Below are 24,310 nucleotides of genomic sequence, written 5' to 3'. Positions count from 1 at the left end.
CGTGGATTACCATGATTTATTTCAAAAAGAATTAACCCTGATAAATTCAAGTTACGAAAATCAGGCAGAACTTTTTGAATGTACGAGCAAGGTATTAGAGAAAGAGCAGTATGTAGAGGCGACTTTTAGAGAAGCGGTAACTAGCCGAGAAGTAGTTTTTCCTACTGGACTTGAGATGAATGGTATCAAAATTGCTATTCCTCATACCGATACGATTTATGTAAAACGACCTTTTGTCCTCGTAAACAAGCTTTCTACACCAATTCCCTTTATTCAAATGGGATCAAGTGAAAAGTGGATTGATGTGGAAGTAATTTTCATGCTAGGTATCAAAAATCCCAAAGATCAAGTTCCACTGCTTTCAAGTATCATGGAAAAATTTATGGAAGCAGATTTTGTGGAACAGATAAAACAAATAAATGATAGCAATGCATTATGTGATTTCCTAAAAAAACAATTTGGAGAGTGATTACAGTGAAAAAAGTTATCGTAGCATGCGGATCAGGCGTGGCAACAAGCCAAACAGTAGCATCAAAAGTAGAACGTATTTTAAAAGAAAAAGGGGTTCGCGCAACAGTAGAAGCAGTAGACATTAAGTCTTTAGAGCAACATATTAAAACAAGTGATGTATACGTGGCAATTACAAAAGCGAATAAAGAATTTGATATTCCCACATTGAATGGTATTGCCTTCTTAACAGGAATGGGAATGGACGAAGAAACAGAAAAATTACTTAACGCCTTAAAATAAACCAGATAAAACAGGGAGCGTGAAAAAATGGAGTCATTACAATCAGTTATACAGTTTATTTTGAACCTTGGAGCTGCCGTTTTTGTTCCAGCACTAATGATTATTATTGGGCTTATCGTACGAATGAAAGTAAGAGATGCAGTGAGTGCGGGGATTATTCTAGGGGTTGCTTTCCTTGGAATGAACATCGTTATCGGCTTTATGATTGAAGCATTAACACCAGCTGCACAAGGACTTGCTGAAAGAACTGGGATTAATTTAAGCATCTTAGACGGAGGATGGACATCAATGGCAACACTTGCTTGGGCGTGGCCATTTGCCTTCTTGATGTTCCCGCTACAACTAGGTATTAACGCGATTATGCTCGTTATTAATAAAACCAAAACCTTAAACGTCGATTTATGGAATGTTTGGGGCAAAATTTTAACAGCGGTACTTATTATTGGCGTAACACAAAATGTTTACTTAGCATTTATTGTTGCCGGAATTCAAATTGTTACAGAACTAATTCTATGTGATGCCAACCAACGTCAAATTCAAGAGTTAAATGGGATTCCAGGTGTAACCGTTTCTCACGGTATGATGATTTTCTGTATTTTCTTAATGCCGCTTGACTGGTTACTGAAAAAAATTCCAGCACTTCGTAAAGATATGGATGCCAATGCGTTAAAAGATAAAATTGGTATTTTTGCAGAAAACCATGTGATGGGCTTTATTATTGGTGGACTTCTGGGGATTGCAGCTGGTTATGATGTTGCGAAAACTTTGATGTTAGCCATGCAAGCTGCAGCAGCATTAACGCTTTTCCCAATGGTTGCAAAACTATTTATGCAAGCTCTTTCGCCACTATCTGATGGTATTTCTGAGTTCATGAAACGTAAATTTAAAAATCGTGAATTGTTCATTGGGCTAGATTGGCCGATTTTAGCGGGATGTAGTGAAGTATGGGTAGCAATTGTTCTGATGGTTCCAGTTACTCTTATCTTCGCGCTTATTTTACCAGGAAATGGCGTATTGCCGTTCGCCGGAATCTTAAATATTTCTTTGTGCGCGCCGGCTCTGATTGTGACAGGTGGGAACTTGATCCGAATGATTATTCTTGGTACGATCACCACACCGATTTTCTTATATGTATCAACTTTCTTCGCCGGAACTATTACGGATTTAGCGCATTCAACAGGCGCAATTTCTCTAAAAGCTGGGCAACAAATTACCTGGAGTACACTTGAATATCCAGTGTTCCGTTACATTTTTGCGGAAGCAAGTCAGTTCACTATTTTAGGCTTTATTTTTGTCGCAATTTGGGTATTATTACTAGTATTTTATGTGAAAATGATGAAAAAACGAACAATTGAACTAGAAAAAGCTAGCTCTTAAGAAGTAGGAGTGATGAGATGATTTACACGATAACATTAAATCCAGCCATTGACCGGTTGCTTTTCATTCAAGGAGAGTTAGAAAAAAGGAAGACTAATCGAGTCAAAAGAACAACGTATGATTGCGGGGGAAAGGGGCTTCACGTTTCGGGAGTGTTATCCAAATTCGGTATTAAAAATGAAGCACTTGGAATTGCGGGATCAGACAATCTTGACAAACTATATGCCATTCTAAAAGAAAAACATATCAACCATGATTTCCTTGTAGAAGCTGGAACTTCGACAAGAGAATGCTTCGTTGTTTTAAGTGATGACACGAATGGCAGCACGATGATACCTGAAGCTGGTTTTACCGTAAGTCAGACCAACAAAGACAATCTTTTAAAACAAATCGCTAAAAAAGTTAAAAAAGAGGATATGGTGGTGATTGCCGGATCTCCGCCTCCTCATTATACATTATCTGATTTTAAAGAACTACTAAGAACTGTCAAAGCAACAGGAGCGTTTCTCGGATGTGATAATTCTGGTGAATATTTAAACTTAGCGGTCGAAATGGGCGTCGATTTCATTAAGCCAAATGAAGATGAAGTCATTGCCGTTTTGGATGAGAAGACCCATTCACTAGAAGAAAATGTCCGCAAATTAGCCGAAAAAATCCCCTATCTTGTCGTTTCGCTTGGAGCAAAAGGATCACTTTGCGCGCATAATGGCAAGTTGTATCAAGTTATTCCACCAAAAGTACATGAACGCAATGATACTGGGGCTGGCGACGTGTTTGTTGGGGCATTTATTGCAGGTCTTGCGATGAATATGCCGATTACAGAAACGTTAAAAGTCGCGACAGGTTGCTCTGCTAGCAAGGTTATGCAACAAGACAGTTCGAGCTTTGATTTAGAAGCCGCTGGAAAGCTCAAGAATCAAGTAAGTATTATACAATTGGAGGAGAGATAATATGTTATACCAAAAAGAACGTGAAGATTTAGCAAAAATAGTGAAGACGATGTTTGATCGTTTTGAAACGAATGCGGCTGGAGGAAATGTGAGTGTGCGCATGAATAGCGAACACATTATTATGACACCTACACTTATGAGTCAAGCAAAACTTTGCGATCTTTCCCCATATGAAATCCTTGTAGTAGACAATAACAATGAAGTCGTAGAAGGAGACGGAAGAGTTACAAGAGAAATTAACTTACACCGCGCTTGTTACGTAGAAAATCCGAAAATCGGCTGTGTGCTCCATGCGCATCCAAAAGAATCAATGTTATTTGCCACACTTGGGATGGAATTACCGAATTTAACAGAGGCAACGCAAAAAATTGGTCAAATTCCAACCCTTGCATTTGCACCAGCCACTAGTCCAGAACTTGCGGAAATCGTTCGTAAACACGTTATCGAACTAGGGGATAAAGCTGTTCCAAGTGCAAGCTTATTAAATAAACATGGTATTGTCGTATTAGATACATCACTTCATAAAGCATACGACATGCTAGAGCGTATTGAATACAATGCCTATATTGCAGAAAAAGCATTAGTCTTTGATGCTTTAGGTATTAAGAAATTAGCTCATGACCGCGAATTAAATTATAATTTGGAGGAGTAACTAATGGAAAAATTCCTTTTTAATGCAACGTTATTTGCCAGTGCTTTATTACTAATGGTCGGGATATTTAAAAGCTCTATTCCAATTACCGCCATTTCGCTCGTGTTAGCAGTTGTTTCGCAACATTTCTTTCGGAAAAAATATCCTAAACAAACTCGTAGCTATCGTGAAATAGTCGCGGCAAAGCAGAAAAAAGGATGAAAAAAGGGATGAAAATCTAGTTGTAGATTTTCATCCCTTTTTATTATAGTTGGGAACGTTGTGATTTTTTCGGTCGAACATATAATCCTAGCTTTTCTTGTTCCCTCGTTAACGAAACGAATAAGGAAACAATCATTAAGATAATGACGATAGAAAATGGAAAGGCTGCTATAATTGACGCATTTTGAAGAGCTGTCAGTCCGCCTGCGTAAAGTAGTACACTTGCAATCCCTGCTTGTAGTAATCCCCATGTTACTTTGACGGAGTTTGGTGGGTTTAAGGAACCGCCTGTTGTTTGCATGCCAAGAACAAATGTGGCTGAATCTGCGGAAGTAATAAAGAATACCGCAATTAAAATCATTGCCACAATAGATAAAACAATACCACCAGGGAATTCGTTAAATACCCCAAATAGTACTTGCTCTGTTGCTAAACCGGAAAGACCTGAGTTATTATGTTGGTCCACAAAAATAGCCGAACCGCCAAACACGGCAAACCAGAAAACGCTGACTAAAGAAGGAAGGACAATAACGCCAAGTAGAAATTGTCGAATTGTTCTACCACGTGAAATTCGAGCGATGAAAATTCCTACAAATGGCGACCAAGAAAGCCACCAAGCCCAATAAAAAATAGTCCATGAATCAATCCATTTTCGAGCATCAGGCGCATCAGGTGCTGTCTGAAAACTCATTTGGATGATATTTTGTAAGTAGTCCCCAAATGAATTGGTGAAATTATTCATTATGAAAAGGGTAGGCCCAAGTATAAGGGTTAAAACTAATAAAATTCCTGCGACATAAATATTTACATTACTCAAAATCTGAATACCTTTATCAAGTCCAGACATGGCCGATAGCATAAATAAAATGGTGACAATGATAATAATGGTAAACTGGACAGTAAAATTGTTTGGAACGCCAAACAAGTATGTAAGACCACCATTAATTTGTTGAGCACCAAGGCCGAGTGTCGTTGCAACACCGATGATTGTCGCAAAAACGGCGATGATATCAATCAATTGCCCAATTGGACCTTTGGCATGTTTCCCTAAAATAGGGTAAAGTGTCGCACTTATTAATCCCGGTGCATTTTTCCTGAATTTGAAATAGGCGAGCGCTAAAGCAACAATCGCATAAATCGACCAAGCGGAAATCCCCCAGTGGAAGAATGAATATCGAAGTGCATCTTTCATAGCTGCTTGCGTGCCAACTTCACCGCCGGGAGCTTGGACCGCATAATGAGATAACGGCTCAGCAGCACCCCAGAAAACGAGGCCGATTCCCATTCCAGCACTAAATAACATCGCAAACCAAGACTTATTACTATATCCTGGCACTTCCCCAGGTTTTCCGAGTCGAATTGAGCCAATCGGACTTAAAACTAAAAACAAGCAGAAGATAATAATAATCGCTACAACAATTAAATAGTACCAACCAAATTTGCTTGTTAGAAATTTTTGGATATTGGTTGTAAAAGCTTCAAATTGTTTTGGCAAAAAGGCCCCAAATAAAACGGCTAATAAAACGAGACAACCCGATCCCCAAAAAACACTTGTTAATTTTTTCAATACATCACTTCCCTTTATTTTCTCTGTATCTATTTCCCCATGTTAGCAAAAAGGTAACATTCTTTTTAATAGTAACAAAAAAAGTAGTGCTCTGACAAATCAAGGAAGGTATGAAAAAAGGGAATAAGAAGTAGAACACACCAAAAAACTGGAACGCCGATTAGCATTCCAGTTGGATCTACAATGTTTTTTTCGCATTAATGAGGGCAACTCTAATTTGATCAAATCCAGTTCCGCCGTAAGAATTTCTTTTTTTAACAGCAGTTTTAGAAGAAAGGACATCATAAATATCTTCTTTAATAAGTGGATTTATTTCTTGGTAGTGGTTAAGTGAGACGTCTTGTAAATAAATCCCGTTTTGCGTACATTCTAATACTAATTTTCCAACGATTTCATGCGCTTCTCTAAATGGAACACCTTTTTTCGCTAAATAATCTGCTAGTTCTGTCGCATTGGAAAAATCTTTTTGCATAGACTCTTCCATTATTTCTGTGTGGACCTTCATCGTTTCAATCATTCCCGCGAATATATCTAAGCTTGTCTGAACTGTCTCAAGTGTATCAAACATGCCTTCTTTATCTTCTTGTAAGTCTTTATTGTAAGCGAGTGGGAGTCCTTTTAAAACTGTTAGCATGCCGAACAGGTTTCCGTAAACCCGGCCCGTTTTTCCGCGAATTAACTCGGCCATATCTGGGTTTTTCTTTTGCGGCATAATCGAACTTCCTGTTGAAAAAGCGTCCGTTAACTCGACAAATTGAAACTCATGACTCGTCCAAAGTATCAATTCCTCACAAAAACGCGATAAATGCATCATTAAAATAGAACTATTACTAAGAAACTCAATAATAAAATCACGATCACTCACGCCGTCCAAACTATTTTCATAAACAGCAGAAAAGCCAAGTAATTCAGCGCTATACGCCCGGTCAATCGGAAAAGTCGTCCCAGCAAGTGCCGCAGAACCAAGCGGCGAAATATCAATCCGTTTGACACTTTCTTCTAAACGCTCCAAATCCCGTGTAAACATTCCAAAGTAAGCAAGCAAATGATGGGCAAACGACAGGGGCTGAGCGTGTTGTAAATGCGTATAGCCTGGCATTATTGTTTCAATGTGCAACGCTGCTTTTTGAACAAGCACTACGCGTAAATGTTTTAGCGAGTGAATAATTTCCGCTACGGCTTGTTTTAAATATAAATGCATGTCTGTTGCAACTTGATCATTCCGACTGCGTGCCGTATGAAGTTTTCCAGCGACTGGACCGATTTCTTCATGCAATAGTTTTTCGATATTTAAATGAATATCTTCGTTAACTGTGCTGAATTCGAGCTCACCAAGCACTAATTTTTCTTGGAGAATTTTTAATCCGGTCGTAATTTCAGCTGCTTCTGAATCAGGAATAATCCCGCATTTACTGAGCATGGCGACATGCGCTAAACTTCCCGCCAAGTCTTCTTTTGCCATTTTTTGATCGAAAGAAATCGAAGCACCAAAATCGTCAATCCATGCTTCACTTTTTCCTTGAAAACGTCCGCCCCATAGTTTTTCCATTTTTTACACCTCAGTTGTTATTGTCACTTTTGAATTAACTTCTGCACTCACTTTTGTTGGTAATCCCCAAAGTTTGATGAAACCAACTGCTGCATCTTGGTCGAATGTATCGGAAGAAGTATAAGTCGCTAAGTTTTCATCGTAAAGCGAATTTGGAGATTTTCTTCCTTCGACGATGGCATGACCTTTAAATAGTTTGACGCGAATCGTTCCATTTACGAATTTTTGCGTGGATTTTAAGAAAGCAATTAATGCTTCTGTTAAAGGCGAGAACCATAGACCGTTGTAAATGGTCTCACTGATTTTTTGTTCGATGATAGGTTTGAAATGCGCCACTTCACGAACAAAGGTTAAGTCTTCTAATTCTTTATGTGCAGTAATTAAAGTGACAGCAGCAGGACATTCATATACTTCACGTGATTTAATACCGACTAAACGATTTTCGATATGATCAATTCTACCGACACCGTGTTTTCCAGCAATTTCATTTAATGTAAGAATCAAATTTGCTAGACTCATATTTTCCCCATTAAGAGAAATTGGAATACCAGCGTCGAACGTAATTTCGACGATATCTGGTGTGTCTGGTGCGTCTTCTAAGCTCACTGTTAAGTCGTAAGCCGCTTCTGGTGGCGTTGTCCATGGGTTTTCAAGTACACCACATTCGTTACTTCTCCCCCAAAGGTTTTGGTCAATCGAGAAGGGATTATCTAAATCAATAGGAACAGGGATGTTATGTTCTTTGGCGTAATTGATTTCTTCTTCTCTAGACCATTTCCAATCACGGACTGGGGAAACGACTTTTAAATCAGGAGCAAGTGCATGAATCGCTACTTCAAACCGAACTTGGTCATTTCCTTTGCCGGTACAACCATGAGCGATAGCAGAGGCGCCTTCTTGACGAGCGACTTCTACTAATTTTTTCGCAATTAACGGACGGCTTAAAGCGGAAATAAGTGGATATTTTCCTTCATAATAAGCATGGGCTTGAAGGGCAATTAACGCAAAATCCTCCGCGAATTCTTCTTTTGCATCAATCGTGTAGGATTCGCTTGCTCCAACCGTAATGGCTTTTTCTTTAATAAAATCTAAATTTTTACCTTCACCAACATCTAAGCAACATGCAATAACTTCATAACCTGATTCTACTAGCCACTGAATTGCAACAGAAGTATCTAACCCACCTGAGTAAGCTAATACGATTTTTTCTTTCGCCATTGTAAACATCCCCTATTCATAAATATACAAACATTTGTATTTATATTAACATTGATGCTTTTATATATCAACCTTTTTATTTTGAATTATTCATAATTATGCTTAAAAATACATTTTCAAATAAAAATAATCATTTCAAATAGTAATAAATTGGTTCCTGTTCGTAAAACTGCTATACTTGTTAATGAAGTTATATTGAAGGAGTTGAGCGAATGTGAAAAATACAATAAAATGGATCGCTATCGGTTTTGCTGGGATCATTCTACTTCCATTATTAATCGTTTTCTTTATTTACAAAAAAGCGGTTGGGAAAAAGGAATATAATCCCGAGGTATTGGAAAATTTAGATGAGGCTTCACAGGAATTTGTGAAAAATACTTCCCCATTATCCGACGTAGATTCGCGATATAAATATATGAGACTTGCGACAAAAGCATTACCTTCAGCAAAAGATATCGAAATTGGCGATGTTGAAAATAAAAAAATTGATGGTCCAGCTGGCAAAATTCCGATTCGGATTTATACGCCGCAAGAAGACGGACCTTTTGAAATTATCGTTTACTATCATGGTGGCGGATTTGTTCTAGGTGGGTTGCAAACGCATGATGCGATTGCCAGAAAACTTGTTCAAACAACAGGCGCTCGCGTGGTTACTGTTGATTACCGACTTGCTCCAGAAAATCCATTCCCAGCAGCAGTGGAAGATGCCTATGCCGCGCTACTATGGGTTCAAAATCATCGCACTAGCTTACGAGCTAAATCCTCAGACATTATCGTTGCAGGGGATAGCGTAGGCGGAAACTTAGCAACCGTTGTGACTCAAATTGCTAAATCAAAAGGTAAACCAAATATCACTGCTCAAATTTTACTTTATCCAGCGACAGATATTTTCAGTCGTGATGCGTCTGTTCTTTATCCTTCAATGGATGAATTTGCAGAAGGCTACGTGCTTACGAAAGAATCATTAGATAAATTCTTTAAATTATATATTGCCAATGCAAGTGATCGTAAATACGACCCACTCGTTGCACCAATACGTAGCAAAGATTTAGTCGGACTTCCAAAAACATTTATTGTGACTGCTGAATTTGATCCACTTAGAGATCAAGGAGAAGCCTATGCGAAGAAATTAAAAGATGCCGGCGTAGAAGTATTTGCTAAACGCTTTGAAAAAGTTCCACATGGCTTCATGACAACTAACTCAGAAGCAACCGATGAGACATACGAATTGATTAGCGAGTTTTTAGAAGAAAAATAAATCCAAAAATCCACTCTTTTATTAGAGTGGATTTTTTTGTTGACAAAGAAATTTTTTCGTGAGAGAATGACTTACGAACGGTCGTCAGTTTTTCGAGAGGAGTGGAATGATGAGAAAAGAAGAAATCAAACAAGCTGCACTGACACTTTTTGCTAATAACGGTTTTGAAGGAACATCACTTGCTGATATTGCTGGGGTTGTTGGGCTGAAGAAACAATCCATCTATTCTCATTTTAAAGATAAAGATGATTTGTTTTTATCCATTATGAAGGACGCGAAATCAACAGAAATAGATTACTACCGGGCAAAACTTCGGGATAGTGATTTATCCAGACCAGATCTTGTTTTGTCTAGTTTACTTTTTGGTGTGAAGGAATTATATGACACTGATGAGGCATATCAATTTTGGTTACGTTACGGATTTTATCCGCCGAAGCATTTGTATGAAGTAGTTCAAGCATATATTACGGAGAACGTGCTGCAAATGGAACAAGAGTTTACTAATTTATTTACGAATTGGATGGAGCAAGAGCTAATACCAATACAAGATGTGGAAACGATGAAAGAAGCATACATGGGAATTCTTGATGCAGTTATCGTAGACATTGTGTATGTGAACGACCCGGAAAGAACGGAAAAGAAAATCACGGCTTTATGGCAAATTTTTTGGAGAGGAATTACGCTAAAAGCTTTGAATTAGAGGTGTAGTATGGCAAAAAACATGGAAATTTTAGAAACAGATTCAGTTAAAAAGATTTACTTTAGATATTTAATTCCTTCTTTAGTGGGAATGTTGTTAATGTCTTTAAATATTGTCATTGATGGCATTTTTGTTGGGCATAAGCTCGGCGGAGTGGCGCTTGCTGGAATAAATATTGCGGTGCCTGTATTTACGATTTTTACAGCGATTTCGATTTGGATAGGAATTGGCGCAGCAACTCAATTTTCGTTTGCGATTGGCGAGAAAAATGTCGCGAAAGCACAAACGATTTTTACCAATGCGCTTTTAGCCGTTATTTCGATTACAGTTATTATTGGAATTATAGCGTTTATTTTTAAAGTACCATTAGCTTATTTTTTAGGCGCGAATGAGGATACGATTGGTTATGTGCTTGAGTATATGAACATCCTGCTTATATTTGGATTTGCGCTTACACTAGAAAACATTTTAAGTATTTTTGTACGTAATGATGGCGATCCTAATTTATCCATGATTGCGCTAATTGTAACAGCAATCAGTAATGTTATTTTGAACTATTTATTCTTATTTGTATTTGAATGGGGTGTGACGGGTTCTGCGCTTGCTACGATGATTGCAATCATTATCGGTGTATTCATTTTAATTACCCATTTCTTCAAAAAATCAAGTCGTTTAAAATTTGTCAAATTGGACTGGAATAAAGCGTTTTTCAAGAAAACTTTAGCAATTGGCTTACCAAGCTTTTTAGCGGAAGTCGGGGTATCTGTATTTACGCTAGGTTATAATATTTCGATAGCAGCTATTGCAGGGACTGCTGGTGTAGCGGCGTTCTCGGTTCTCAATTATACGCACAGTGTGATTTTGATGTTGTTCCTTGGTATGGGGTCGGCAATTCAACCTCTTATTAGTTATTATCGGGGCGCGAAAGCTAGACAAAAAGAAATAGAAACGTTGAAGATTGCAATTATGGTAGCATTCAGTACTGGAGTTGGCTTTTTGCTCGTTGGCTTCTTCGGTTCCAATTTTCTTGTTTCGTTGTTCGGAAACTTTAGCCCAGAAATTAAAGATTTAGCAAGTAACGGCATCAAATTATTCTATACGGCTTATCTGTTCATGGGCTTCAACTTTGTTATGATGACCTATTTCCAAACATCGGATAAGGTAAAAATGGCCACATGGATTACGATATCGCGTGAGATTATATTCATGGTCATCTTCCTGTTAGTGTTACCACCAATTATTGGTATTCCAGGCGTTTGGCTAGCGATTCCAATTTCAGAAATGCTTGTAGCAGCATCTATCGTATTCTATATGAAGAAAAAACATATTCTATTTAAATAAAACAAAGGCGGAGATATTAGATATCTTCGTCCTTTTTAGGAAAACTAGTTTAAAAATAGGCTTAAAAAAGAAAAAATAGACAATTGTTTCCTTTTTTTTATTTCCTTACATTTGAATGTTAAAATGAAAGTCTACGTTTCCGTTTTTACGTAGAAAACGTTTTAAAAGGGAATGAGTAATGAAATTTTTTTGGATTTGATAAGGGAAAGAGTCCGAAAAGCTTTGTTGTTTATTGACGGAATTAGTTGCCTGTGGGAGCAACTAAAAAGTGATAAGTGTCAGTACTAGAGTGAGTATAGGGCTTAGAGAAGTTCCAAGTACTCACTTATACTGACAAAACAAAGCAAATAGTATGATGCTATTTCTGTGGAAGTTTCCTTTGCTTCGGAAAGAAAAAAGGTTAATTATGCGTTTTAGAACAAAAGGCAATCAGGGCTTTTTTGGTCTAAAACGTTTTGTATATAATGATGGGTTAAAAAGCTCCATTTTTTTAAACATAAAGGAATTGTTTTGATGAAAAAACAGAAGAACTTAATCCATAAATTAGTTGCAAATAAGTAGTTGTATTCTATCATTAAATAGTTATAATTAAAGGGGAAATTTAAAAAGTGGCGGTGACAGCATGAACTTAATTGGCTTGCGAATTAAAAATATTCGTAAAGAGAAGCAGTTAACATTAAAAGACGTAGCCCAAGGAATTATTTCTGTTCCGTATCTCGCAAATATCGAAAATGGCATCAAAATTGCTTCCTTAGAAACATTAATCCATATTGCTAAAAGATTAGAAGTACCAGAACAAATACTGCTTATAAGTGAAGAAGAATCAAACAAAGAGCTGCTAAAAGAAATGGACGCGATTTTTGAACTATTAGTATTTTCCAATACAGTAGAAATGGAAAGCCGATTAAATAACATAGCTGAGAATGTGGATTTACTTCATGAATCGCCAGCTGTTGAACTTAGCTTTTACTGTTTGCAGGCAAGCTATTATTATAAGATTTGGGAATTTTCCAAAGCAGAAGAAATCGAAGCCAAATATTTAAATAACACAAAAAAACGTGCGGAAGAATCGTTCCCTCGGCAGTTACTGTCTTATTATTATTATGGTCAGGCTGTAAAACATTCCCATGCCACTTGTGATTATCAATTAGCAGTTGAGTACTGGAAGAAATGTGTAGATTTAACGGAAAATGAAGGTTTCCAAGTAGTTTTTCACGTATGTATTTGCATCAATTATATTTGTCAAAGTATTTACGAGCCAGCACTCGCGCACATTAAGCAGGCGCTGGAGTTGATTAAAGATGAGGAGCAAGAACGCATTGTTGCGATACTCTATTTTTACGGCTATATTTATTTTCAAATTGGTTTTATGGCAGAGGCAAAAAACAGGTTTGAGCAAGCGGTAGGATATTTTGAGAAATACCCAGAATCAAAAAAGATTTATTATTTTGTCGTTCAATTAAAAATGGCGGAAATTGAAAATATCGAGGGAAATGAAGCTCTTTTTAATGAGAAAATAGCAAGGTTATATGAGGAATTAATGGCATATGAGACAACGAATACGAGCTTCAATAACAATGACTATCTAGTTATAACGGAACTAATGGTTATTTTTGCAGAAAAAGGATTTGTAGACGAAGCTACCTCCTTAATGGGACTGATGAATAAAGTCGATGAGCGGGTGAAGGAACTTAATTTCTTTATAGAATATACCGAAACATTGCTTTTATATCATCAAAATGAGCAAGTTAGCTACGAAGAAAAAATGATAAAATTATTGAAAAAAATTGATGACTCGAATGACCCAATTTTAATTGACCGAGTGAAAAAGCACGCGAGTAAACACTTCGCAAAATCAACGAAATATAAAATGGCATACGATATTTTGTCGTAACTGTGAAAAAGACAGCCTGGTTATAATGAACCAAGGCTGTCTTTTATAATAATTTCAAGTTGTTATTTGTCTTCTTTTTTAGCAGCGTGTATAGCTTCAAGACTAGCTTTCATTAAATAAAAAAAGAAGTCATGGTCAATACTAACCAAAACTTCCTTTAATTAATGCGGCCGAGAGGACTTGAACCTCCACGGGTTTTACCCCACTAGGCCCTCAACCTAGCGCGTCTGCCGATTCCGCCACGACCGCGTATGCGTAGCAAAATTAATTATAATATTGAAGACTTAATTTTGTCAACAAATTATTTGGATGAAATTAGAATAAAGTAAGCGTATTCTTGTATAATAGAGAATAGCAAATTTATAGGAGGGAGAGCTAATTATGGATGTGGCACGACTAAAAATGTTACATAATGCGAAAGTGATTTCGGAAATAAAAAAAGGGTTTTCTATTGATAAGAAATACCAGGTGGATGAAACTTACCTTGTTCGTGTTTTCCCCATAGATTTACTTCAAGAACGAAAGCAAGAATTTAAAATAATCCAAGCATTAAATTCTCAAACTCCATTTGTTCCAAAAGCATATGATTTCGGCTTTATCGAAAGAGAAGGCTATAGGATTATTAGTTATTTACAAGGAGAAGACGCAGAAAGTGGCATGACTCATTTATCTCATTCAGAACAGTTTAAAGCTGGTTTTTCGGCAGGGGAAATTTTACGAGAAGTTCATAAATTACCGCTAGATATACCAAAAATGAATTGGTTGGATTTTCAAACAGCTAAATTTAAACGAAAAGTGGAGGAATTAAAAGAATTAGAAATAACAGCTTCTTTTTTAACGGAAACCGAACAGTTTGTTTATGAGAATCTAGCTAGATTAAAAAATAGACCGGTTTGTTTACAACATGGAGATTTTCATCCAGCGAATATTATTTTAAAGAACAATAAGTTTGTGGGGCTAATTGATTTTAATCGCCTAGAGTTCGGCGATCCTTTATTTGATTTAGCTAAAATCGGTTTTTTTACAACAGAGGTCAGTATACCTTTTGCACGAGGAAATATTTTAGGCTATATTGATAAAGAAGAAGTTACGGATTTTTGGAATCTTTATGCGCTTTACACGGCGATGCATATTACTTCGGCTGTTAACTGGGCGGCGAAAAATGAATCTCGTAATTTTAAAAAGTTGATGGATTATGCAGCAAAGACGGCAGCTAGTCACGATAATTTTCAGAAGCTGATGCCAGACTGGATGAACGAGGAGGAATTCAAATGACTGAAAAGAAAATGGATTTTAAAAAAGAAGAAAAGAAATTTTATGCACCTAAAAGGAAGCCAGAGCGTATTTTTGTTCCGGAAATGAATTTTTTGATGGTGGATGGGAAAGGGGATCCGGACGGTGAGGAGTATCAAAAGGCAGTGCAGTCTCTTTATGCGATTGCGTACACGATCAAAATGAGCAAGATGGGTGAGACGCGTCTTGCTGGTTACATGGATTTTGTTGTACCGCCGCTGGAAGGGTTTTGGTGGTCTGAAGAGAAGTTTGATTTACAAGATAGAGATGCGTGGCTTTGGACATCGATTCTTAGACAACCGGACTTTGTTACTGAAGAAGTGTTGGAATGGGCGAAAGAGGTTGCTAAGAAGAAAAAGCCTGACATTAATACGAGTCGCGTGAAATTGGTTCGTTTTGAAGAAGGAGAATGTGTGCAGATGATGCATATTGGTCCTTTTAGTGAGGAAGTGAAAACAGTCGCGGAAATGCATCAATTCATGGAAAAAGAAGGGCTTCATAATGATACGGGGGCTGTTCGAAAACACCATGAAATATATTTGAGCGATCCACGTAAAGCGAAGCCAGAAAAAAGGAAGACTATCCTTCGACTTCCGGTGAGTTGAATAATTGGAATGTTTTGCGTTATAGTATAGAAGAAATAGGATAAAGGCGACTGCCCGGAATATAAATATTTCAGGGTGTTTTTTTATGAAGCGGGGTTTTGAGAATGTATTTTTTCTATGTGGGGATTTTTGGTGCATTAGGTGGAATGTCTCGTTATGCAATGAACTTATGGCTTGGCGGCGGGGATTTTCCTTATGCGACATTAACGGTTAATTTAATTGGTTGTTTTTTATTGGCTTTTCTTATGCAATTTTTGGCGGAGAAATCACGTATTTCTTTGGTGATTTTAAATGGAATTGGGACTGGGTTCATTGGCTCGTTTACGACATTCTCTGCTTTTAGTGTAGATACAGTCCAACTAGTACAAAATGGAGCATGGTTATTTGCGCTTACTTATGTGTTAGCTAGTTTCATTGGTGGTCTTATTATGGTGAAGTTTGGCCGAATGCTGAGCAATAAATGGTTGAATCGAGGTGCAGAGCGTGTTCATTAATTTTCTATTAGTTGGTTTTGGTGCAGGATTTGGTGCAATGTTGCGATATGGGATTTCGGTATTTGTTAAAAGTAAATGGAAGACGAACTTTCCTTTCGCGACTTTTTTCATTAATATAACGGGTTCATTTTTGCTAGGTTTTCTAGTATCTTCTGCACTTGGGCCTGATTGGCAGTTATTTCTTGGCACTGGATTTATGGGAGGATATACGACGTTTTCGACTTTTAAAGTGGAGAGTATGGAATTAAAATGGAAAACGAATTATCGCGTATTATTTTCGTATTTAGGGTGTACGTATGTCTTTGGCCTAGTGGCGGCTTTTATCGGTATAATGTTAGGTATATAAGAATTGTTTAAGAAATAAAGAAAACGATTGCCTGTATTTCCGCTAAATGCTATGCTAGATAGAACGAAAAGCTTCAGAGAGGACGAGAAAGAGCGATGACAGGTTTTAAAAAGATAATGTTGCCAGTTTTATTAGTTGTAGTATTTTTGGCAGGTTGTAATCAGGAAGAAGTTCCTGCTTTAGTCCTTGACGGATCAGTAACGGATACTAGTTTGCTAGAGAACAATAAGCAGTTGACGGTGAATGGAACATTAACATGGAATGGTGAGAAGAATAACTATGCAAGTGAGATAATTATCACGGTTAGTAGCAATACTGCCGTAACAAACGCAACTACTGGAAAAACGATGAAACTTGCTGATATCAAGGATGAAGATACTATTAGAGCAGTATTTCCACAAGGCTCAACCGTAACTTCACCCGCTCCAGGAAAAGTGTCTGAAAATGCTACTTCTATAAAAGTAACTCCAAAATAAAAGCGTGCCTTTTCAAAAGGAGCGCTTTTTTTTATAAGAACTTGTGTCAGACTTATGAACTATTGTGAATTTCCTTGTTTTCAGCCCTTATAATGTGTTAGTTTTAATGTATTAACTATCTAGGAGGAGAATCATGAAAAAAGGGATTTTATTATCAATTTTGTTAGCATTAGTATTAGTAATTAGTGCTTGTGGGGAAAGCGCGGAAGAAAAAGCAGCAAAAACACCACAAGGTAAATTTGTTCAAACAATGAAAAATGGGATGAATGTACCTGATCAATCTACATATACAACTTCTTTTGCTGTAAACGATATAAATGTTTCTAGCACCGACCCAAGCGCTCAAACGATGGGAATTTTAAAAGACATTAAGCTTTCTGTAACAACATCAACTGACAAGAAGGCAAACAAATCAGAAGCAAAATTAAACGTAACATCCACGAATAACTTACTACCAATTTCAATGGATTTAGATTTTTTAGTAGATAGTAAAACAGGAAATGCCTATATTCCACTTAAAACCATCGTAGAGCCAGATGCTTCTTTACTTAGTTACTTAGATCAAGCAACTGGTGGTATGTGGTCTAAAATTAACACCGATTACCCAGATTTAAAAAATAAATATCTTAGCACAGAAGAATTAACAAGTTCATTAACGGATCAACCAGAAGCAAAAACAGCTATAAATACGAAAGAAATCGAAACAGCGTCGAAAGATTTAAACAAAAAAGCAACCAAATTAATCGATACTTATTTCACTGGTTTAGAAAAAGATCGTTTTAAAGAAGCGGATGATGGCACAGTTAGCGTTACGCTTAAAAATGCCGATATCGCGAACTTAATGAACCAAGTTGCTAAACTAATGGATGATGAAAAAGTAAAAGCAGATTTTAAAGTTATTGCAGAAAGCCAAGGTTCAGATGCAGTAACTGATTTTGATTCCACCTATACAGAGATGAAATCGAGCTTATCAGATGCTGCAAAAAAATTAAAAGAAAATAAAACGAATCTGATTAACATCAAACTTTCTGTAAAACCTGGAAAAGAGAATAGCTTAGATGCGCTTACTCTTCAAGCAAAAATAGAAGATAAATCCGATGCGAGTGCTCCTGAATCTATTACCTTTACGGTGAAAACAAAAGCAGAAAAATTTGTTCCAATTGAAGATTTCCCTACAAAAGATGAAGTTATTTCTAGCGAAGAGCTAAATAAAATCATCACGGATGTAACAACAAAAATGTATGGCGGAATGGATATAAGTGGAACTAATTATTAATCAATCGAAAGACGCAACGACTTAGGTCGTTGCGTTTTTTTGATTTTTATTTTGGCGCGGCTTTGTGGTATGATATGTAGAGAAAATGATGGACGGGTGAGCTAATGGAATTCGAATTAATAATGACAAGTGAAAGAGAGACAAGACTTCGCGCAGAACAACTTGGTGAACAATTGGCAGCTGGAGATGTGGTTTTGCTTGAAGGTGATCTCGGCGCTGGGAAAACTACTTTTACCAAAGGTCTTGGTGAAGGTCTTTTGATTCCGCAAATGATTAAAAGTCCGACATTCACTATTATCCGCGAATATAAGAAAGGGCGCTTGCCGCTTTATCATATGGACGTGTACCGTTTGGAAGATACTTCGGCGGATGAACTTGGCTTGGAGGAGTATTTCTACGGAGCAGGTGTGAGCGTGGTTGAGTGGGCGCAATTTGTTCGTGAGGATTTACCAGAAGAATATTTGGAAGTTCAGCTTTTTCATATAGATGAGAATACGCGCAAGATGGTTGTGAAGCCAGTTGGACAAAGGTATGAGCAACTTGCGATGGAGGTTTTTGAGAAATGATACTAGGAATGGATACGTCTTCCGATACAATGACGATTGCGCTTTTTAGTGAGGGTGTCGTTCTCGGTGAATATACAACGAATTTGAAAAAAAATCATAGTGTGCGCTTGCTTCCGGCGATTGCTGCTTTAATGGAAGAATGTGGAGTAAAACCTACTGACTTAAAAAAAATCGCTGTGGCAAAAGGGCCAGGGTCTTATACGGGACTTCGTATTGGCGTAACGGTTGCGAAAACAATGGCTTGGGATGCGGGGATTCCAATTGTAGGAATTTCTTCTTTGGCGCTTTTAGCAGAGAACGGTTTGTATTTTCCAGGAAAAGTGGTTGCGTTGATGGATGCGCGCCGTAGTAATGTATATGCGGGCGTTTATCAAGCAAGCGAGGGCAAAATGGAAAATGTTTTTGCGGATGGACATATTGCTTTAGCTGAATTACTCGAACCTTTGGCGTCAAGTGAGGAACCAATTTTATTTGTTGGAACTTTAACGGAACAAATTTGTGCGACTGTGACGGAAACCCTTGGTGAGCAGGCGATTTTTGGTCAGGCGGATTATACGTATTCGCGGGCTAGCTCACTTGTAAAACTAGCAGCGGATTTGGGCGGCGAGCCAGCAGACAACTTTGTCCCTGATTATTTAAAACTGGCAGAAGCGGAGAGCAAATGGTTGGAATCGAGGGGTTCCGAGTGAGTTTGGATGAAGCCTTATTATTTCGAGAAGCTACGGTGGCCGACTTAAAAAGTATTATTAATGTCGAAAATGCTGCATTCACAGTACCTTGGACGGAAGCGGCTTTTCGGAATGAATTTATTATTAATCAATACGCCTATTATTTACTTGCGATTCACGAGGAGCAAACAGTGGGCTATGCGGGTGTTTGGCTCGTTTTAGATGAAGGACATATTACGAATATTGCGATTCATCCAGATTATCAAGGGAATCATTACGGCGAGGCGCTTTTGCGGGAAATGATTCGGATTGCGAAAGAGCGTGGTATTGTTCGGATGACGCTCGAAGTACGTGTATCCAATAATGTAGCACAAGGGCTTTACAAAAAATTAGGATTTCAAGACGGCGCCATCCGGAAAAACTATTATCCGGATACGAAAGAAGATGCGCTAGTGATGTGGGTGGACTTATGAAAAAAAATACATTAATTCTTGGAATAGAATCTAGCTGCGATGAAACAGCTGCTTCTGTTGTAAAAAATGGTAATGAAATTATATCAAGTGTGGTCGCTTCGCAAATTGAGAGCCATAAACGATTTGGCGGGGTGGTTCCCGAAATCGCCTCAAGACATCACGTGGAACAAATTACGCTTGTAATTGAAGAAGCTTTAAAACAAGCCAATGTAACGATGGATGATTTAGACGGGATAGCTGTGACAGAAGGACCGGGATTGGTCGGTGCTCTGCTCATTGGAGTGAACGCGGCCAAGACGCTTGCTTTTATGCACAATTTACCTTTAGTCGGCGTGCATCATATTGCTGGCCATATTTATGCCAATCGATTTGAAACTGAATTCAAATTTCCGCTACTCTCCTTAGTTGTCAGCGGTGGTCATACTGAACTAGTTTTAATGAAAGCAGACAATGAATTTGAAATTATCGGGGAGACAAGGGACGATGCAGCTGGTGAAGCTTACGACAAAGTAGCGCGTACACTTGGTCTTGCTTATCCGGGCGGCGTTCAAATTGATAAACTTGCCAAAGACGGCGAAGATACTTTTCATTTCCCACGGGCGATGATGGATGAGGGTTCGTTTGATTTTAGTTTTAGTGGATTGAAGTCTTCTTTTATTAACACGCTTCATAATTTAAGACAACGCGGTGAGGAGCCAAGTCCAAACGATATGGCAGCAAGCTTTCAAGCAAGCGTTGTGGATGTTTTAGTAAGTAAAACGATTCGCGCAGCTAAACAATACGATGTGAAACAACTGCTTCTTGCGGGAGGTGTGGCAGCGAACCAAGGTTTACGAGAACGTCTTATTCAAGAAGTAAAACTAGAACTTCCAGAGACCGAATTAATTATTCCGCCATTATCTTTATGCGGAGATAATGCGGCAATGATTGCTGCTGCTGGGACTGTGAGTTTCTTACAAGGAAAACGTAGTGGTTTTGATATGAATGCGAATCCGGGATTATTGCTAGAAGATATATAAAAAGCGTGCGATTTTTCGTTCCGCACGCTTCAGACTGCAGTGAAAGTGAACTATTACTTTCGCTGCAGTCTATTTTTATTAGCTCAATTTTCCGATTATGCCTCTTCAAATACAACTTTCGCGCCAACTCTTTTTCTAAAGATACTTGCATGCGATAATTGTGATGCAAATAAGTTTATGGTGGTGCACCAGCCTTTTTCATCCAGAAAGTAGGTGGTGTTTATGTTGTTTTTTAGGCGTTACCTGGAAAGGATCAACGTGTGACTGTTTTCGAGAGTCTTACGCTGATGATTGCTTTTGCAGTCTTAATCGTAACAATCATGAACAGCAAAAATGACAAAAAATAAAAACCACTCATAAGCCTGACAGCTAGTGGTTTTTAAATAAATCATATAAAAGGCTGTCACCATCTTAAATGGTGTTTGCGAGAGAGTCATGTTGTCGCATGGCTCTCTTTTCATTTATATAGTAACACATTTACTTATTACTTGCCAATTTTTTCCTTCCTAACAGATAGCATCTAGTTCCTAGAGGATAAATGCTTTTTACATCGTTTTATTTAAAAATTGGCGTACTTTTTCTTCGTATGATTTTGGATCTATCGTGAATGCTTGACCGTGTTCTGCTCCTTTGAAAATCCATTTTTCTTTATAGCTATTCGTAGCATCATAAAGTTCGTCTACCATATAAGTGGGGACGAATGCATCCGAATCACCATGAATGTAGAAAATCGGTAAGTCTGTTTTAGCGACCGCATCAACCGCACTTGCTTCACTGAAAAAGAATCCTTCTTTGGCTTTATTAATTAGACTAGCTGTTGGGATTATCGGGAATTTTGGTAAGTGGAACATGGCTTTTAATTGATAAGAAAGTTCGGCCTCCATCGAAGTATAGCCGCAGTCTGCGATAACACTTTTGACTTGTTTGGGTAGCTTTTCACCGCTTGTCATAAGGACAGTAGAACTACCCATAGAAACGCCATGTAGTGTGATTTTCGTATCTGTACCGTTTTTATCAATTACTTGGTTAATCCACTTCACGTAATCTTTTCGTTCAGGCCAACCAAATCCAATATTTTCGCCTTCACTTTCGCCGTGCGCTCTGGCATCAGGCATTAAAACGTTGTAACCAAATTTTTCATGGTACATCCGAGCGAGACCTGCCATTTCGACTTTACCACTTTTACCACGATAACCGTGGGCTAAAATAATTGTTGTGTTAGAGGGGTGATCTGCTGCTAAATAAGTAGCAACAAGTTTCAAATCGTCCGCTGCAGTTTCTGTCCATTGCGTGAGATTTTGCTTTTCCATCCAGGCAACATTTTCTTCCCGGTTTTTCTTTGCTAGTTTGGCTGTTGCAGTGGTTTCGTCTGTTGTTGCAGTGTCATTCATGCTGGAATTACCACGAGCTAAAGCATAACTATATAAGTAAAAACTTGCGCAAATAGTAATAATGACAAGTAAACCAATGATAATCGAACTAGAAATAATTAAAATCTTTTTCATTGTTTGCTCCTTCTTTTTATGAAGATTACATGGATTCCAGTTCTTCACTTATTGTTTCCCATTCTTCCATAAGTTTTTCTCCGTTTGCTTTTACGGCGTCTAGCTCTTGAGTTATTTCAAGGGCTTTTTCATGGTTTTGGAAAACTTCTGGTTCCGTTAATTGGTGTTCGAGTTCAGCGATTTTTTCATCGGTTGCTTCCATGGCTTTTTCTACTTCTTCTAGTTTGCGTTTTCTTTGACGCAGTAGTTTTTGTTGTTCTTTTTCTTCTTGATAGTTTAATTTGCGAACAGAGGCGGTTGCTTCCACTTGTTCGCCTTTTTTGCGACGATCTTCGGCATCAAGTCGTGCGAGTTCCTTTGCTTCAGCCAATTTTTCTTGATAATAATCGTAATCACCTAAGAAAACGGTCGCTTTTTCCGGCGCTAGTTCGACGATTTTTGAAGCAATTCGGTTAATAAAATAGCGGTCATGGGAAACAAACAGAATAGTGCCTTCAAAATCGATTAAAGCAGCTTCTAAAACTTCTTTACTTTCAATGTCTAAATGGTTGGTCGGTTCATCGAGAATAAGGACATTGGCCTCTAGTAAAGTAAGTTTCGCAAGGGCGAGCCGCGCTTTTTCGCCGCCGCTTAAAGACTGGACATTTTTTAAGACATCATCATCTGAAAAAAGGAAATTCCCAAGTGTTGTACGAACATTTACTTCATTTAGTTCTGGATAATCGTCCCATAGTTCCATTAAAACCGTTTTATTAGATGTCAGTTTGGCTTGTTCTTGATCGTAGTAGCCAATTTTTACGCCGGCTCCGAAGTGGAATTCGCCACTTAGAGCTGGAATGTCACGAATAAGTGTTTTAAGTAGGGTGGACTTGCCGATTCCGTTTGGACCAACGAGCGCGAGACTATCTTGGCGTTTCATTTCGAATGTTAGGTTGGAAGCAATGCGCTTATCTTTCGCGTAACCAATGCTCAGCTGATCTACCATTAAAACATCTTTACCTGTTTGCTTTTCAAATTGGAAACCAAAATGAGCCGCTTTTTCATCACCTTGAGGACGACCAAGCACATCCATTTTTTCTAATTGTTTTCTTCTACTTTGGGCGCGTTTTGTTGTCGATGCGCGAACGATATTTCTGGCAACAAAATCTTCAAGTTTCGCAATTTGCTTTTGTTGTTTGTCGAATTCTTTCCACATTTGCTCTAATTTTGCTTGTTTTTGACTTACGAACGAGCTGTAGTTACCTTTATAGTGGTCAATCTTTGTGCGGCTGATTTCATATACTTGGTTTACGACTTTATCAAGGAAGTAACGATCGTGGGAAACGATGAGTAACGAACCGTGATAATTCTGCAAGTAAGTTTCGAGCCATGCTAGCGTTTCGATGTCCAAATGGTTGGTTGGTTCATCGAGAACGAGAATATCTTGTTTAGCAAGTAATAATTTAGCTAAAGCAAGCCTTGTTTTTTGTCCACCGCTTAAAGAAGCAATTTCTACTTCATAATCTTCTGGATAAAAACGCAAGCCATTTAAAACAGAACGGATTTCTGCTTCATAAGTATAACCACCAATTTCTTTAAATGTATGTTGTAACGTGTCATAGTCTGTCATTAGTGCTTGGTATTTTTCTGGATCATTATAAAGTGCGGGTTCGCCGAGACGAAGCTCCATTTTGCGTAAATCAGCTTCCATTTTTCGAAGCGAATCAAACACACTAAGCATCTCATCCCAAATTGTCTTAGAAGATTCTAGCCCGGTATTTTGCGCTAAATAGCCAATTTCTACGCTTTTTGGTTTGGAAATGGTTCCGCCATCGTAGCTCATCTTACCAGCGATGATTTTAAGTAAAGTGGATTTTCCCGCGCCATTTCGGCCAACTAGAGCGATTCGGTCGCCTGTTTTAACTTCTAATTTAATATTATCTAAAATAACTTCTGCACCGAAGAATTTAGAAATTTGCTGAACTTGTAATAATATCATAATCTCTCTCCTCGAACGTTCTCCTTACTAGTTTATCTTAAAAGCTAAGTAATCGCAATGAGATAGCCAAGTTCGCCTGAATAATAAAGATTGTGAAAACACTCGCATTATTTGTGATTTTAGCGTAGAATATAAAATGAGGACTGCACCGGAT

At 38.0% G+C, this 24,310-nt stretch carries 26 protein-coding genes and 1 tRNA gene; 21 read left to right on the top strand and 6 right to left on the bottom strand.

Going from position 1 to position 24,310, the window contains the following annotated elements:
* Position 1 precedes the first annotated feature (1 nt).
* The 6 genes from HRK21_RS02345 to HRK21_RS02320 are packed head-to-tail and all read left to right on the top strand — an operon-like array spanning position 2 to position 3,930.
* Positions 2-469, top strand: coding sequence for a PTS sugar transporter subunit IIA (locus tag HRK21_RS02345; RefSeq protein WP_003739466.1), 468 nt, complete (start codon positions 2-4; stop codon positions 467-469).
* 5 nt (positions 470-474) lie between these two features.
* Positions 475-750: a PTS sugar transporter subunit IIB gene (locus HRK21_RS02340; RefSeq protein WP_003722354.1), complete on the top strand. Its 276-nt coding sequence runs from the start codon at positions 475-477 to the stop codon at positions 748-750.
* A gap of 27 nt (positions 751-777) precedes the next feature.
* A complete protein-coding gene (locus HRK21_RS02335) occupies positions 778-2,127 on the top strand; it encodes a PTS galactitol transporter subunit IIC (RefSeq protein WP_003728884.1) in 1,350 nt (449 codons plus the stop codon).
* Positions 2,128-2,144: 17 nt separating this feature from the next.
* Complete coding sequence (locus tag HRK21_RS02330; RefSeq protein ID WP_070005882.1) at positions 2,145-3,077, top strand: 1-phosphofructokinase; 933 nt, start codon at positions 2,145-2,147, stop codon at positions 3,075-3,077.
* Between the two features lies 1 nt (position 3,078).
* Positions 3,079-3,729, top strand: coding sequence for a class II aldolase/adducin family protein (locus HRK21_RS02325; RefSeq protein ID WP_069887871.1), 651 nt, complete (start codon positions 3,079-3,081; stop codon positions 3,727-3,729).
* A gap of 3 nt (positions 3,730-3,732) precedes the next feature.
* On the top strand, positions 3,733-3,930 hold the full coding sequence (locus HRK21_RS02320) for a hypothetical protein (protein WP_003722350.1): 198 nt from the start codon (positions 3,733-3,735) through the stop codon (positions 3,928-3,930).
* 43 nt (positions 3,931-3,973) lie between these two features.
* Here the strand turns inward: HRK21_RS02320 and betL are convergent, their stop codons facing one another.
* The 3 genes from betL to HRK21_RS02305 all read right to left on the bottom strand — a co-directional run bounded on the left by betL (position 3,974) and on the right by HRK21_RS02305 (position 8,264).
* Positions 3,974-5,497, bottom strand: a complete 1,524-nt coding sequence (gene betL / locus HRK21_RS02315; protein WP_069887872.1) for a BCCT family glycine betaine transporter BetL — start codon at positions 5,495-5,497, stop codon at positions 3,974-3,976.
* A gap of 178 nt (positions 5,498-5,675) precedes the next feature.
* The gene (argH, locus tag HRK21_RS02310; protein WP_070005883.1) at positions 5,676-7,046 is read right to left on the bottom strand and encodes an argininosuccinate lyase; all 1,371 of its coding nucleotides are present in this window, start codon (positions 7,044-7,046) and stop codon (positions 5,676-5,678) included.
* A 3-nt stretch (positions 7,047-7,049) separates the two neighbouring features.
* Positions 7,050-8,264 carry an argininosuccinate synthase gene (locus HRK21_RS02305; RefSeq protein WP_069887874.1) on the bottom strand — a complete coding sequence of 405 codons (1,215 nt, stop codon included), beginning with the start codon at positions 8,262-8,264 and terminating at the stop codon, positions 7,050-7,052.
* Between the two features lie 214 nt (positions 8,265-8,478).
* Here HRK21_RS02305 and HRK21_RS02300 point away from each other — a divergent pair, with 214 nt between their 5' ends.
* The 4 genes from HRK21_RS02300 (at position 8,479) to HRK21_RS02285 (ending at position 13,457) form a co-directional block, all read left to right on the top strand.
* The gene (locus tag HRK21_RS02300) at positions 8,479-9,522 is read left to right on the top strand and encodes an alpha/beta hydrolase (protein ID WP_003739458.1); all 1,044 of its coding nucleotides are present in this window, start codon (positions 8,479-8,481) and stop codon (positions 9,520-9,522) included.
* 109 nt (positions 9,523-9,631) lie between these two features.
* Entirely contained in the window at positions 9,632-10,222 is a 591-nt protein-coding gene (gene fepR, locus HRK21_RS02295; protein ID WP_070005884.1) for an efflux pump transcriptional regulator FepR, read from the top strand.
* A 9-nt stretch (positions 10,223-10,231) separates the two neighbouring features.
* Entirely contained in the window at positions 10,232-11,563 is a 1,332-nt protein-coding gene (gene fepA / locus HRK21_RS02290) for a multidrug efflux MATE transporter FepA (protein WP_069887875.1), read from the top strand.
* 622 nt (positions 11,564-12,185) lie between these two features.
* Complete coding sequence (locus tag HRK21_RS02285; protein WP_070005885.1) at positions 12,186-13,457, top strand: helix-turn-helix domain-containing protein; 1,272 nt, start codon at positions 12,186-12,188, stop codon at positions 13,455-13,457.
* A 165-nt stretch (positions 13,458-13,622) separates the two neighbouring features.
* On the opposite strand, the gene HRK21_RS02280 is transcribed toward HRK21_RS02285, so the two are convergent.
* A tRNA-Leu gene (locus HRK21_RS02280) sits at positions 13,623-13,706 on the bottom strand.
* Positions 13,707-13,838: 132 nt separating this feature from the next.
* Between HRK21_RS02280 and HRK21_RS02275 the strand changes: the two genes are divergently transcribed.
* From HRK21_RS02275 to HRK21_RS14090, 11 genes are all read left to right on the top strand, one after another.
* Positions 13,839-14,732 carry an aminoglycoside phosphotransferase family protein gene (locus tag HRK21_RS02275; RefSeq protein ID WP_070005886.1) on the top strand — a complete coding sequence of 298 codons (894 nt, stop codon included), beginning with the start codon at positions 13,839-13,841 and terminating at the stop codon, positions 14,730-14,732.
* Positions 14,729-15,355, top strand: coding sequence for a GyrI-like domain-containing protein (locus tag HRK21_RS02270; protein ID WP_070005887.1), 627 nt, complete (start codon positions 14,729-14,731; stop codon positions 15,353-15,355). The genes HRK21_RS02275 and HRK21_RS02270 overlap by 4 nt, the downstream gene beginning before the upstream one ends.
* 104 nt (positions 15,356-15,459) lie before the next feature.
* Positions 15,460-15,849 carry a fluoride efflux transporter CrcB gene (crcB, locus tag HRK21_RS02265; RefSeq protein ID WP_003739451.1) on the top strand — a complete coding sequence of 130 codons (390 nt, stop codon included), beginning with the start codon at positions 15,460-15,462 and terminating at the stop codon, positions 15,847-15,849.
* Positions 15,839-16,195: a fluoride efflux transporter CrcB gene (crcB, locus tag HRK21_RS02260; RefSeq protein ID WP_003739450.1), complete on the top strand. Its 357-nt coding sequence runs from the start codon at positions 15,839-15,841 to the stop codon at positions 16,193-16,195. The genes crcB (HRK21_RS02265) and crcB (HRK21_RS02260) overlap by 11 nt, the downstream gene beginning before the upstream one ends.
* A gap of 95 nt (positions 16,196-16,290) precedes the next feature.
* The gene (locus HRK21_RS02255) at positions 16,291-16,671 is read left to right on the top strand and encodes a hypothetical protein (RefSeq protein WP_003739449.1); all 381 of its coding nucleotides are present in this window, start codon (positions 16,291-16,293) and stop codon (positions 16,669-16,671) included.
* A 130-nt stretch (positions 16,672-16,801) separates the two neighbouring features.
* Positions 16,802-17,947 (top strand): Lmo2079 family surface lipoprotein, encoded by a 1,146-nt coding sequence (locus HRK21_RS02250; protein WP_077905686.1) that lies wholly within the window; start codon positions 16,802-16,804, stop codon positions 17,945-17,947.
* A gap of 104 nt (positions 17,948-18,051) precedes the next feature.
* Entirely contained in the window at positions 18,052-18,513 is a 462-nt protein-coding gene (tsaE, locus tag HRK21_RS02245) for a tRNA (adenosine(37)-N6)-threonylcarbamoyltransferase complex ATPase subunit type 1 TsaE (RefSeq protein WP_070005888.1), read from the top strand.
* Entirely contained in the window at positions 18,510-19,202 is a 693-nt protein-coding gene (tsaB, locus tag HRK21_RS02240; protein ID WP_070005889.1) for a tRNA (adenosine(37)-N6)-threonylcarbamoyltransferase complex dimerization subunit type 1 TsaB, read from the top strand. Before tsaE ends, tsaB begins: the two co-directional genes overlap by 4 nt.
* Positions 19,199-19,654, top strand: coding sequence for a ribosomal protein S18-alanine N-acetyltransferase (gene rimI, locus HRK21_RS02235; RefSeq protein WP_077952711.1), 456 nt, complete (start codon positions 19,199-19,201; stop codon positions 19,652-19,654). The genes tsaB and rimI overlap by 4 nt, the downstream gene beginning before the upstream one ends.
* Positions 19,651-20,673 carry a tRNA (adenosine(37)-N6)-threonylcarbamoyltransferase complex transferase subunit TsaD gene (gene tsaD / locus HRK21_RS02230; RefSeq protein WP_069887881.1) on the top strand — a complete coding sequence of 341 codons (1,023 nt, stop codon included), beginning with the start codon at positions 19,651-19,653 and terminating at the stop codon, positions 20,671-20,673. Before rimI ends, tsaD begins: the two co-directional genes overlap by 4 nt.
* A 287-nt stretch (positions 20,674-20,960) precedes the next feature.
* On the top strand, positions 20,961-21,020 hold the full coding sequence (locus HRK21_RS14090; protein ID WP_232048003.1) for a hypothetical protein: 60 nt from the start codon (positions 20,961-20,963) through the stop codon (positions 21,018-21,020).
* Positions 21,021-21,218: 198 nt separating this feature from the next.
* Here HRK21_RS14090 and HRK21_RS02225 read toward each other — a convergent pair whose 3' ends face one another.
* Positions 21,219-22,178, bottom strand: coding sequence for an alpha/beta hydrolase (locus tag HRK21_RS02225; protein ID WP_070005891.1), 960 nt, complete (start codon positions 22,176-22,178; stop codon positions 21,219-21,221).
* 25 nt (positions 22,179-22,203) lie between these two features.
* Positions 22,204-24,156 (bottom strand): ABC-F family ATP-binding cassette domain-containing protein, encoded by a 1,953-nt coding sequence (locus HRK21_RS02220; RefSeq protein WP_003739442.1) that lies wholly within the window; start codon positions 24,154-24,156, stop codon positions 22,204-22,206.
* Positions 24,157-24,310: the final 154 nt, after the last annotated feature.

It is taken from the genome of Listeria monocytogenes (genome assembly GCF_013282665.1).
GTDB lineage: Bacteria > Bacillota > Bacilli > Lactobacillales > Listeriaceae > Listeria > Listeria monocytogenes_C.
The sequence above is the reverse complement of the archived record's forward strand: the minus strand, read 5'-3'. Positions and strand labels throughout refer to the sequence as shown.